At 54.4% G+C, this 12,993-nt stretch carries 5 protein-coding genes; 2 read left to right on the top strand and 3 right to left on the bottom strand.

The genetic code is table 11. The annotated features are described in order from the left end of the window. Positions 1 to 29: 29 nt before the first annotated feature. Positions 30 to 1,106, bottom strand: a complete 1,077-nt coding sequence (locus F556_RS0117740; RefSeq protein ID WP_020618327.1) for a sulfonate ABC transporter substrate-binding protein — start codon at positions 1,104 to 1,106, stop codon at positions 30 to 32. Positions 1,107 to 1,495: 389 nt separating this feature from the next. Between F556_RS0117740 and F556_RS36395 the strand changes: the two genes are divergently transcribed. Together F556_RS36395 and F556_RS0117725 are read left to right on the top strand one after the other, a co-directional pair. Continuing rightward, positions 1,496 to 3,403: a leucine-rich repeat protein gene (locus tag F556_RS36395; RefSeq protein ID WP_020618326.1), complete on the top strand. Its 1,908-nt coding sequence runs from the start codon at positions 1,496 to 1,498 to the stop codon at positions 3,401 to 3,403. Between the two features lie 661 nt (positions 3,404 to 4,064). Continuing rightward, positions 4,065 to 4,832, top strand: a complete 768-nt coding sequence (locus tag F556_RS0117725) for a hypothetical protein (RefSeq protein WP_020618324.1) — start codon at positions 4,065 to 4,067, stop codon at positions 4,830 to 4,832. A gap of 178 nt (positions 4,833 to 5,010) precedes the next feature. Here F556_RS0117725 and F556_RS0117720 read toward each other — a convergent pair whose 3' ends face one another. Next, positions 5,011 to 11,679 (bottom strand): Ig-like domain-containing protein, encoded by a 6,669-nt coding sequence (locus F556_RS0117720; RefSeq protein ID WP_020618323.1) that lies wholly within the window; start codon positions 11,677 to 11,679, stop codon positions 5,011 to 5,013. A 30-nt stretch (positions 11,680 to 11,709) separates the two neighbouring features. Further along, positions 11,710 to 12,723, bottom strand: coding sequence for an SGNH/GDSL hydrolase family protein (locus F556_RS0117715; RefSeq protein ID WP_020618322.1), 1,014 nt, complete (start codon positions 12,721 to 12,723; stop codon positions 11,710 to 11,712). Positions 12,724 to 12,993: the final 270 nt, after the last annotated feature.

Below are 12,993 nucleotides of genomic sequence, written 5' to 3'. Positions count from 1 at the left end.
ATTATGGTTCGTTTTTATTGTGTAGTGCTCTATTCCAGAATCGCCTCGCGAATATCAATCGCCTCGGGAATCAGGCCCAGGTCATGGAATGTATCGGCAATGGACTGCTGCGCGGCTATCAGCTCCTCGCTGATCTGCGTCACGCCATAGGTACGGCGTTCTGCAGCCAGGACGAGCGACTCCACGTCAATACCCAACTGCGGAGACAGCAGCTCGGCTAGCTCCTGCGTATTTTCTTTGGACCAGGTATCGATCCGGTCAGCTTCCTCGAGCAGGATGTCGATCAGATCCGGGTACTGCTCGGCAAATTCGCGGGTAGCCAGGTAGAATTCGTGGTTCGCCACAACTCCGGTGCCATCGGCAATTACCCGGCCCTCTGTAGCGGTCTCTGCTGCTGCGAGGAAAGGATCCCAGATGACCCAGGCATCGACGCTGCCACGCTCGAATGCGGCGCGGGCATCAGCTGGCGGCAGGAATTTCACATCGACATCCTCGTAGGCCACGCCTGCTTTTTCCAGCTGCTTAACCAGCAAATAGTGGACATTGGAGCCTTTGTTGAGCACAACGGTCTTGCCCTTCAGATCAGCAACCTCTTGAATATCCGAGTCCTTCGGCACAATGATGCCTTCACTGCGGGGGCTCTCAGGCTCATGGGCCAGATAGACGAGCGGCGCTCCTGCCGCCTGTGCAAATATGGGTGGTGCTTCGCCGGTATGGCCGATATCCAGACTGCCCACATTGAGCGCCTCCAGCAGCTGCGGACCGCCAGGGAACTCTATCCAATCAATGGTGATGTTGCGCTCGTCGGCCAACCGCTCGTCAAGCCCGCCATCCGCCTTCAGAATGTTGATCGTCCCATACTTCTGGTAGCCGATGCGGATCGTCAGGTCACGGGACTCCCCGCTCTCTGCGGCTGCTGTCGGCTCGCTGGCATTCGTTGTCGTACCTGCCGCCCCATTGTTGCCGCCGGAACCCCCATTACCTCCGTTGTTGCTCCCATTACCGCCATTACTGCTATTGCCGCAGGCCACCATCACCAGCATCAGAGCCGCCAACAGGGCTGCTGTTAGGCCACTACGCCATTGCTTGTGTACGTTCCGCTTCATCTCTCTACCCCTCTCCCATACCGGGACTCCCCCTGGGCAACCCATCGCCCCTTCTGACGAGCGCAATGGTCATTTCCCATTGAATACTAAGACAAAAGGCCTCCCGAACAGCAGCGCGCGGCTGCTATCTAGGAGACCTCCGGTGGACCGGTACAGTCGTTTATTTTATTAATCCGATGTATTAACTAGGATTAAAGTGAGTCTAACATTCCCACAAACTTCCGTCAAGCAGTAAATTTGGATGGCTTGGACGGTTGTTGTTATTGAACTGTGTACTTGCAAACATGAGACGGCATTTTCGTTATTTAGGTTAAAGTAAAGATTTCTTTAAACTCCGAGCATGTAGAAAGTGCTATAGTTCAAGTAAATGAAACAGAAGGAGAACGATTATGAGAAAGATATTAGGATTACTTTTGGCAATAACTTTATTAGTTTTACCAATCAGTTTTAATAAGGTCTATGCTGATATCCCAACGGAATTTGCATACACGGTGCATAATTCAATGGCGACAATAACCGGATATACGGGTAGTTCGAAAGATATCATTATTCCTGAAGAAATAGACGGATACCCCGTAACGGGCATAGGGAATGAAGCGTTCAGGTCTCTAGGGTTAACGAGTGTAACGATTCCTGAAGGTGTAATCACAATTGGTAGTAGCGCATTTCATAGTAATCAGTTAACAAGTATCACCATTCCCGACAGTGTCACATCTATCTCAGACCGTGTTTTTGCTTCGAATCATATAGGTGATCTTGTTATTCCTGATGGTGTGACGAGCATAGGAGATTATGCATTCTCTTCTAATCATTTAAATACAGTTACATTGTCCGATGATGTTACGTTTATTGGTGATGGTGCTTTTTTCTATAATCAGTTAACAAGTGTGAGTTTACCTAGTCGTTTGACGAGACTAAATCCTTCGGTTTTTATGAGTAATAAATTAACACATTTAATCATTCCTGATGGTGTAACGAGTATTGGTAATGGTGCCTTTCATGGTAATAACTTAATAAGTGTGACCCTTCCTGATCGTGTGACTACCATTGAAGAAAATGCTTTTTCGTCTAATGAACTATTGAGTGTTACTATCCCAGATAGTGTCATTAATATTGGGAGGGATGCTTTTAGTTATAATAAATTATTACATGTTACTCTACCAAATAGCCTAACCTCTATTGAAAATAGTGTTTTCTATAACAATGAATTGACGAGTATAACGATCCCTGCTAGCGTTACAAGGATCAATTCATACGCTTTTGCTTCGAACAGTCTTGATACGATTACGTTTGAAGGTAGCTTACCGTCGTTGGACGAGTCTGTGGTTGCTTCTCAAACCAAACAAAATTATACCTTTGGAAATTGGTATAGCGATGAAACATGGCAAGCAGCTTGGGATTTCACTCGTTCAATTGATGCCAATACAACCTTATATTCGCAATATATTCCTAATCAATTGACGGTAACTTTTAATAGTAATGGTGGTAGTCAGGTGGTGGATTTAAATGATGTAAGCTATGATACGACGATAACAGAACCAGTCCCTCCTACAAAATCCGGTTATGCCTTCGGAGGATGGTATGTTGATCAAGCACTTACAACAGCCTGGAATTTCAATTCGGAAAAAGTAATTGAAAATACAACATTGTTTGCAAAGTGGAATACGATTTATATTCCACCATTCGTGCCCCCGTATGTTCCACCAGTTGTTGAAGAAGCAATAGAAGAAGTAGAAGATACGGAAGACATTGAATCAGAAAATGAACCTGAAGCACCAGTAGAAAAATATTTTACGGATACAGATGGACATTGGGCTGAAAATAGTATTAACAGCTTAGCACAAAAAGGGATCTTAAAAGGATATGATACAGGTCAATTTGGTCCAAATGACTTGATCCAAAGACATCATCTTACCTTGCTAATCCATCGGTTAGTAACATTTGATCCAATAAGGGAAGGTGCAAGCTTTGAAGATGTGCCGACTAACCATTCGAGCTATAGTGCAATAGTAAACTTACAGCAAGGTGGAGTTATTGATGGTTATAAAAATTTATTTTATCCATCAGGACAGTTAACAATAGGCGAGCTTGCCAAAATATTAGTACTTGCGTTTCAGATAGAACCCGCTAAACATACAGGAGAAAATCAACATTGGAGCTATATCTATACTCAATCATTGTCAGAATTAGAGATTTTGAAGGAAGAGGATCTAGAAGATGGTGCAAATAGACCAGTAACAAGAGCTTTGTTGGCTGATATTTTATATCGATTGTTACAGTATAAGCAGTTAATATAACCTTACTCCTAAATACCTTTCTTTTATTTGACTAATAATCGAATAAGAGGAAGGTTTTTTGTATGATTTGCGATTATCGAGTGACAGTTATCTCTTAGGTTCGATCTTCGGACCCCGGGAACCAGCGCTTCGTGTGAGGCGCTTGAAGCGAAGGAGTTGTGATGCGGCAGGCAGCTACTCAATGCATGGTAAATTGGATAGCTGTAAATTAGGATCGTTTGACTCGCTAACGACAAAAATACACTTAAAACTCTGTGAAAACCCGCCACACACCTCCTTAACGTCAAAAGTACAACTAATCAGCTCATTTATGGATATATATGGGTGTTTCAGGCGGAATAACTGCACTTTTGACCTTAGCACCATAAGAATCAGCCCCAACTGCAGAAATAAGTGTATTTTTGTCCTTACTGCTATTCGAAATTACCATTTCGCGGCTTGGTTGCTTGCCGGCTATGTGATTTTGCGACTCTGCGGCTTGGCCGTTTGGTTGCTTGGGGGCTTGGGGGCTTTGCGGCTTTGCGGCTTTGCGGCTTTGCTGTTTGGCCTTTTTAATTAATTTAGCCTTTTCACACCATCGCCACACACTCGGCTACCACTCAACCATCGCCCACCCGCCTACGTCTATATAGATACCAAAGAAGACAGGAGCGAGATCCTTTTGAAACGACACGGTATTGTACTTATCCTGGTCACGGTAATTGTTGCGGGATGCCAGAGCACAGCCCAATCCCTCCCCGAGCCACCTCCACAACAGCCATCTACTGTAACGACTGAATCTGCTTCACCACTTACGCTAAACTGGCAAAAAGCTGCTGAGCCCGCCCCTCTGAAGACAATTGAAGACTGGCCGCAGCGCGCAGACCGTGTTGTGAAGACAACGTCGCTGAGCTCGCCAGAGAACGCACCGCTGACGGTTCATATTTACGCCAAAGCGGAGGATGAGGAGTGGCTCTGGGCGGCATTGACGAAGGATGATACGGTATACGACATTGGAGCAGTGGCCGGATACGGCTACGACCAAGATGACCAACTCCTAGTTGAAATGCATGACCTATTCTCAACTTCCACAGTTCGAATCACAGGTGCTGTAGGCGCTGCAGCGTCCATAACGCACTACGTGGATGTCAGTGAAGCTGAGCCCATCCTTCTGCTAATGGTGGATACAGGGCACGTGATGCATCAGGATGTTGATGGGGATGGACAAGCGGAAGTCGTTGCCAGCTCTGGGACGGCTGGTGACGCTACCGTCTATCGGCAGCATGGCGATCGGTTGGAATGGCTCTGGCTTAGTGATAGCTTACAGGCCGACTACGCACGGATTACGCCAGAGGACATTATAGAGGTTGGAACCTGGGCGAATTCCGCAGAGATTGAGCGTTATCGGCTGGGACCAGAGGGGTTGTTTAAAATCGAGGTGCACAACTAGTGACATTCTCTACTCACTCCGCAACACCAGCGAAATGATGCCAACAGACCAAGAGGAGGCTCCAATCCGTAAGGGATCGAAGCCTCCTCTTTGCCATTAGCTCTAGCTAAGAAATCCACCGCTACCCCCATCTAACTCCTCATAGCGGGCTCTCCATCACTAGCTGTTCCACCCATCCTCAGTCGATAAAATCCACCTGCTGCAGCAGCCGGTGCAGCATCACCGCGCTCTGGGCGCGGGTGGCTGGCGACTGGGCACCGAATTCCGTCTCGGTCATCCCCTGCATGAGGCCCTGACCAAGCGCTGTTGCAGCGGCGTCGCGGGCCCAGGCGGAGATGTCGCTGCGATCATCGAAGCGATCCAACGCCGCAAGGTCAGGCGTCCCGGTTGCACCGGCGTATGCCAGCGCCCGCACCAGCATCACCGCCATCTGCTCACGGGTGATCGTCTGCGCCGGACGGAAGGTGCCGTCTTCATAGCCGGTTACCAGTCCGGTGGCGGCTGCCTTCGCAACCGCATCAGCGTACCAGGCGGAGGCTTCGACATCCCCGAAATGAGGAGCCATCGCCTCCGAACCGCCCGAACCGCCTGCTCCTGCCGTAGCACCATGGCTAGACAACTGCGGGCCGTCTGACATACCACCCAAGCCTAACGCCCGCACCAGCAGCGCAGCGAATTCGGCCCGTGTGACGGCAGTTCCCGGTGAGAAATGATCCGCCGAGGTTCCCTGCACGATCAGCTTGCCTGCCAGACGTTCGACCTCGGTTTGGGCCCAGTGACCCGTCAGGTCGCCAAATGATTTCTCATAGCCAACTGCGCCATACACACTGTTATGTGGCGACTTGATCCAGAGCTCACCCTCTCCTGCCTGATGCGGGACAAAATGCGCGTGCCCCTCCGCATCCATCCAGACCGCGCTGGCCTGGTAGGCGCCCACCCCATCACTCAGACGGATGGAACGCTCCACATATACACCACCAAAATCGCGGTACGGCACCCCGTCAATTTCCAGATGGAAGACGACGGGCACTTCAACCAGTGGTCGCATGCCGGAAGCACTCAGGTAGGCTTTCCATTCCTCGGTATAAGTAGCATCGGTCTGAGCAATCGTGAGCACAACCTCGGTATCGTCTGATACCTCATAGAGCAACGGCAGCGATAGCGGCAGCCGATAACGGGCGGCAGTCGTCTGCACCTCCAGGTAGCCAGTGGCCTCTCCCTGAATGACATCCTGTAGTGCCTTGCCTGAGAGAACCACCCGGACAATCGGCTCGGCGCCGTCTGCATCCAGTATGACTGAACCCAGCGTGCCCGCCTCGGCAAAGGCACGGGTCAACGCTTCATCACGAATTGCAATGCGCTTGACCGTCCGACCATCAGCCTCCGTGGCTGTGCGGACGTCCGCATCCTGCGCAAGATCAAGCTGGACTCGCACAACTGGCGGCTCCGGCAGCTCCGGCTCTTCCTCTACTGGAGGCTCGGACGGACCGCCCGGCAGAGGCGGAATTCCGCCCCCACCATTGCCGCCACCAGAGTTTCCACCGTCACTTCCGCCAGTTCCACCACCACCGGAGTTCCCGCCATCATTTCCACCAGGTCCGCCGCCATCCCCGCCGCCTGCAGCGATAACGGTCAAGGCGTAGCTGGCCTCCAGCTCTCCATACTCTCCATAGGTTGCACGAAGCTCTGCCGCCCCTGCCTGTAGGGCCCTCACTGTGCCGTTGTCATCCACTACAGCTACACGCTCATCGCTACTTGTCAGCGACAGTTCTGACAGCTCCAGCTCGGCTGGTCCACCGTAGTCATAGAGCCCGTGCACGGTCAACTCCCGTTCCTCTCCGGCCTTCATCGCACCCAGCGATTCGAACGCCAGCCCTGCCAGACGCGACTCGGCCTCAGGAGTCCACAGCGAGATGCTGCCCGTCCGCGAGATCAGGCCGAAGTAGCCTGGGGCGTCCAGCGCCTGCTCATCCGTATCCACATAGTCGATGACGGTCTCGCCATCCACGATTAGGACAATCCGCACGCCATCCTCATGCATGGTAGTTCCCAGTTGTACCCGGTGACGCGATTGGTACGGGAGCATCGTGTTGGGAATGGCATCGCCGCCCTGGCTCTCATACCCTGCCAAATTGCCGTAGATGACGGTCCGTTTGCCATCATTGTACCGGTGCAGCTCAATGGCGCTGGCGGAGATGACAACGATGTAGTTGTCATCGTTGACATAGCCGGCCGTTGGGCTTTGTTTACCCAGCATCAGCGCATACCAGCCACCGGTGCCGTTGATCTGCATGTCAAAATCCAACAGCTCGCCGATGTATTGGCGGCCCTGATAGACGGCATGCCCCCCGCTCGGCGTTGAGATTGTGACGCTGTCCTCACCTGACTGGACATTGCCCAGGGTCGTCGGACTGACATACCAGCCCGCCTCGCCAGACGTTTCCTGTGCAAAAGCATACGCATGCAGCGTTCCCGCTCCAATGACCCGCAGCAGGTAGCGCGTGTTCACCTCTCTACCCTGGAATTCGCCTGTCAGCGTCAGGACAGTATCGCCTGCAGCCATGGCCTTGACCGTGCCATCCGCACTCACCGTCGCCACCTCCGGACGACTCGATGCATAATGCACGTCTTCTAGCTCAGTCACATTACCAAAAGCCGTATAACCACGTGCAGGCCAATTGTGCTCCTGGCCTTCCCGCAGGAACACCGTCTGTCCTGCCGTACCCTCCAGACGCACCTCGGTCAGCGTATCGCCGACAAACACATCCGTATGGAGGGTGCGCAGCATGCCGCCATTGACGATATGCACCGTCAGCCGCGCTTGACCAATAGCCACCCCGGTAACGTTGCCCTCCGCGTCTACAGTCGCCACCTCTGGCGCATCCGAGACATAGTAGATCTCACTTGTAGCCAGGGACATCGGCTGGTCTTTGCCATCCGTCGCATGCAACTGGATGCGGCCCGTATCGCCTTCGCCCAGGGTCAGCGGTTCAATGCCCCAGCGGCGCACGACCGTGTCCGCTGTTGGGTCGTAACCCGGCTGCACCCCTGCCGCAGCAATGATCTGCTGCGCCGCCTCCGGCCAATTGCCATCCGGGAACACTTGGTTGTTCTCGAAGTGGTTGTCGTAGCCATTGCTAATCGCATGCGGCTCCGTCGTATAGTTATTAATGAAGTCAACATCATGAATAGTCGGCGCCCAGATCTGTGCCCAGCGCTTGGACGAGTGCCACTCGCCGGAGTCAATTAAATCGATGACGTTGTGCTCGAACCGCCAGTACGCCGAGCCTTCATCCGTATAGAGCGGCGCCCCGATATCCATTTGGTTGCGGATATAGTTGCCCGTGACGCGGTTTTTGTCCTCCGCTGTCCCGCCCGTTGTGCCAAGACTGTAGATTGCGCCTCCATCGTAAAGACCCATGCCCATCAGATCATAAATCAGGTTGTTGCTAATGCTCATGTTGCGCGTGACCGGGTCAAAATCCTTGGCCCAGCCATAGCCCGTATGGGTCCCGCTGTACGGCAGCGAGAACATCTCATTGTGGCTGATGTCCATGTCGACCGGATACCCGGCCGAGACCGCCGAAGAGGACTTGTAATCCACGCCGATGTCATGGATGACGTTGTTCAGCACGTCATTATTCTTCATGATCAGCCGGGGATCGGCCGGGTGGAACACGTTGCGATCGTTCGAATCCGGGGATCCGATATTGAGCGCACTGCCGGACAGGTCATAGAACCGGTTGCCGTGGATCCGGCTGTTCTGCACCCCGTTCTCCATCCGGATGGCGGTCACGCCCAACTTTGCGAATTCATTGTTTACAAAAGAAACCGAGTTCGCCAGCCCCACACGAATCGCCGCATCCGGCAGCTGGTCCGGGCTGCCCGGATAGCGCAGATGGTTGTTCTGGGCATCCGCATGCCCGGCATCCGTACTCGGACGCATCCAGGTGGTATAGCGGAACGCTAGCCTGTCAAATACCACATTGCGTACCGGCTCGTCGGCAGACATTCCCCTAATGACCGCCAACTCCTCCAGGACGGGTGCAATAACCTCAGCCGTCTCCAGGTCTTCCCATGCCCGGGGCTTGTAATACAGCTCGCCTGCGGCCCGCGAGTAATACCATTCCCCCGCTTCATCGAGCAGCTCGTAGGCATTCTCATAGTAGACCGGCACAGAGGCAGACGTCAGCCCTTTATTGGTCACCGCATTCCACGCAGGCTCCTTCATGGTGAATTGTGCTTTGCCATCGACCAGAGCAATGGATGCCACACCGGCCCGCGAGTTCGTCCATTGCTCATGATAGATGAACTCCAGCTCATCTGGCTCAGCCCATGACGCCATAGCTGTATCCTCGGATGTATAGCCAGTTGCCGTCTTCGTTGGCATCGTGAGTCCGCCCTCACTGCGGGCCCGCACGGCACGAATTCCGTCCACGAACAGCTGTCTGGTCTCCAGTTCCCCTACCTCAGCCTTATAGATGCCCTGCTCTGCATCATGCAGCTGCCAGCCCCCGATCTGCTGCCCGCCGCTGATGATCGCTTCTTCCCCGGCATAGTTCCGATAGGTCACAAAATAACCATTGGTCCCCGAATCCTCCGGTCCCCAGACCAGTGCCTCTTCCAGCACATAGTTACCTCCGCGCAGATGGACGATCAGATCGCCCGTCATGCTGTCGTTTAGCGTACGTACCTCGGCTTGGGCACGGGCAATGGTCTGAAACGGATCGGCCAGCGTACCTGCGCCGTCATCGTCGCCATCTGGCGAGACATACAGCTCCTGTTGCACACCACGCAAGGTCACTGTTACCTCGGTCTCACCCCGGATCGTGCCATCGGCATTGGTAGCATAGATAGTCGCGGTGCCCGGTCCGACAGCCGTGAGCTCGCCATAACTGTCTACGGTTGCCACCTCTGGATGCTCGCTACCCCAGTACAGTCGCTCATCGGTTGTATCTTCTGGCTGGGCCGTCGCTTGCAGATACACGGTAGAGCCCGCAGGGACCGGACCGGCCAGCTCATCCACGGTAATCCCCGTCATTGGAACTTCGAACACATGTACCACCGTCGTCGCTGCACTTACTGCCTCCAACGGTTCAGCGGTAATCGTCGTCGTACCCGGCTGTAGCCCGGTGACGACGCCACTATTCGACACCGTCGCTACCTCCGGGTTACTGGAGGACCACACCGCGCTCTGAACGGTAGCGTCCACCGGCTCGAAGACGAGGGGCAGCTGCAGCTGCCGGTCCTTGGCCAGCTCATACCACGCTTGGGTGAACGCTACCCCTGTTGCCGATTTATAGGAGTAAATATTGAAGTCATCAAAATAGACCGTTCCTGCACTGTCCTTGTACATGCCCAGGTAGAAGGAAACCAATGGGCCGCCCTGTCCGCCAGGCTCCCGGGACAGCTGCAGCTGGCTGTCGATATACAGGTCGAATTCGCCAGCCTCGCTATCTAGCATAATGCGGACCTCATACCACTCGCCGCTCGCATAGGGTTGGATGTTCGTCCACGCGGACGCCCCTTCCTTCATATAGCTGAACTGCCCGCCATTCAGGGCAAACTTGACCTGCGCCCCATTATTAAAGGAGGGCAGATAAATCACCGCATCCGTCTGCTCCGCCTTCACACGGTACGTCACCAGCGTCTTCGTCGACGTCGAGGACACTGGCCGCGTAATGGAGTAGGAAGCCGCCGTCTTGCCATTCTTAATGAACCGAAGTGCCTGGTTATCTGCTTCCCCTGGTACCGGTGCCACGACCGTCTCCAGAACAAAAGGACTCGGCACCGGGGCAACCGGCGCCGGCTTGGACGGCAGGCTCCAGCCTGTCGGCGGTGAGCCGGCAGTAGCGCTATTATAGGTTTCCGCCAGAATATCTCCACTTGTACGCACCACATCTGTTACCTGAACCGTAGTCGTAACCGGCGGTAAGCCTCCTCCAAGCTGGGCCGTAATTGTCGCAGTCCCCGCTGCCACCGCTGTCACGACGCCGGTCTGGCTGACCTGGACAACCGAGGCATCACTAGTGCTCCAGGCTGCGCCCTGGACGACTGCATCAGCGGGCTCATAAATGAGCCGCAGCTGGCGGTGCTCGCCCTGCTGGAGGTCATAGCTCTCCTGCTCGAAGGCAGCCGACATCGCCACCCGGTAGCCCGTCACCAGAAAATCGTCAAAATAAGCGGTACCGATACTATCTTTGTAGATTCCGAGGTAGAATTCAGACAAAGCCGAACCGGCACCGCCCGGCTCCGAAGCCAGCAGCCCGCCCCCGTCTAGGTAGACATCATAGACGCCCTGCTCGGTATCCAGCATAATGCGGACCTCGTACCAGCGTCCTGCTTCATAGGGCTGCAGCGCAGTCCAGTTCGACTGCTGCTGCTTGGTGTAGCTGAATTGGCCGTTCACGAGTGCGAACTTGATCTGCGATGCGCCGTATTGAAGAGACGGCAGGTAGACCGCCGCGTTCGTCTGCTCCGCCATGAAACGGTAACTGAATACGACCTGGGCCGCATCGGTCTGCACCGGCCGGCGAATCGTGTAAGAGGCCGTCGACTTGGCGTTCTTCTCCAGCTTCAGCCCCTGTCCCCCGCCTGTCAGCTCGGCGACAGTGGCCTGCAGCACGTAGGGGTCCGGGACCGGGTCCACGGCTGGCGGTCGGGTCGGCAGGGTCCATCCTGCAGGCGTCTCGCCAATCGACTGTTCTTCGAAATTTTGGGAGAACAGCACGTCTGACGCCAACTCTTCGGCTCTGGCATGCCCAGCGGCAGCCGGCACCAGCAAGCTGACCAAGAGGGTTAGTCCCAGCAAGGCACTCAAGCTCTTTTTGCGCAAATGATGATTCATATTCGATATCCCGCCTCTCTGTGATAGATACTACTTGTGGGTCAGGTGGGGCCACATTGCACCTGCGAGTGCTTCACCCATGCTCATATGTCCGAATTCAGCTGGATGGATGAGGTCGCAGGTCATGGCGCTCAGATCCGTCATGATTTGGTCCCCTTCAATCAGATGCAGGTTGGGATGACGCAGCCTGCCAGCCAGCTCTCGCAGGGCCTCATTAAACCGCAGGTCCTGCGCCGTCGCCTCCATGTCCGCATAGGTCGCGAAGTTGGGATAAATGGTGATCAGGAATAACGGTTTGTCCGGATGCCGTTGAATCACTTGTTCCAGCAGGTAACGCGCACGTTCGCGGAAGCTCTCCACCGTGAAGCTATCCCGCATATTGACACCCAGTTCAAAGCTGGCGACCTCCCAGTCGTCTCGTGCTGCAATCCAATCGGCTATCTCCGGTTCACACAGGCAGGAACCGCCAAGGCCCATATTCATGATATCCAGCTGCAGCCGCCGCGCCGCTTGGGACACGTACGAGAGCTGACTGTGATCCAGCCCATGGGTAATGGAGGAACCGTAAGCCAGCCAGCGTCTCTGCGGCAGCTCCTCGGCTATCGGCGGACGAACAGGATAGTCAAAGGTATGTAACCCTGCGAACAAGGCGTTCGAGCGGCCCCAGACAATCCGCCATACCTCCGGTGCGAAGCCTGAAGCGAGCAGATGCCTCCGGTCCACCATGCCCAGACGTGCGGCCGGTTCCTCCAGCGTCAGCGTCCGGACTACGCCGGCCTGCAGGTGATGCTCCGAATGAAACAGCCCACCCTTGTAGATACGAATAATGCCGTCCTGCTCAGGGATGCCTACGCTTAGCCGGACATGTTGCGCCTCAGTGACGAACCGCAGCTCGCAGCCCGTCGCCTCCTCCGCCATCATTCGCCCACGTGGGCTGAGGTGCTGCCTCACCTCGCGGGGGTATCTTCGGAGCAGCATACCTTGCGGGTGTGGTTCCCGTTCCGTTACATTGTGATATTGAATTGCATGGTCTGTGATGCTCACCTTATGGTCCTCCTCGTCCTCGCGTCTCCCGGAACACCTTGTTACCGCTTACAATTATTTCCGGTCCATCCTGCCCTCCTCATACTGGCCTGCTGCCCTTGGCGTTCCGGCACCTGCGGGTCACTTTTCTCTCTGCCGCCTACCTTAGCACAACCTGCCTACCTGCAAAATAGACATTAATCCACGCTTAACAATCGCTCCGCCCCGCCCAAAACCCGCACTACGACTGGGTTTGAAGCGTCAATATACGATTCTTGGCGGCCATGGTTC

The sequence above is a fragment of the Paenibacillus daejeonensis DSM 15491 genome (genome assembly GCF_000378385.1).
In the GTDB taxonomy this organism is placed as follows: domain Bacteria; phylum Bacillota; class Bacilli; order Paenibacillales; family Paenibacillaceae; genus Paenibacillus_D; species Paenibacillus_D daejeonensis.
This window is presented reverse-complemented; position numbering and strand designations above follow the sequence as displayed.

What these genes read in the sequence shown, in the direction of transcription:
- F556_RS0117740 (WP_020618327.1), bottom strand. Translation starts at nt 1,106, where the DNA reads ATGAAGCGGAACGTACACAAGCAATGGCGTAGTGGCCTAACAGCAGCC.
- F556_RS36395 (WP_020618326.1), top strand. Translation starts at nt 1,496, where the DNA reads ATGAGAAAGATATTAGGATTACTTTTGGCAATAACTTTATTAGTTTTA.
- F556_RS0117720 (WP_020618323.1), bottom strand. Translation starts at nt 11,679, where the DNA reads ATGAATCATCATTTGCGCAAAAAGAGCTTGAGTGCCTTGCTGGGACTA.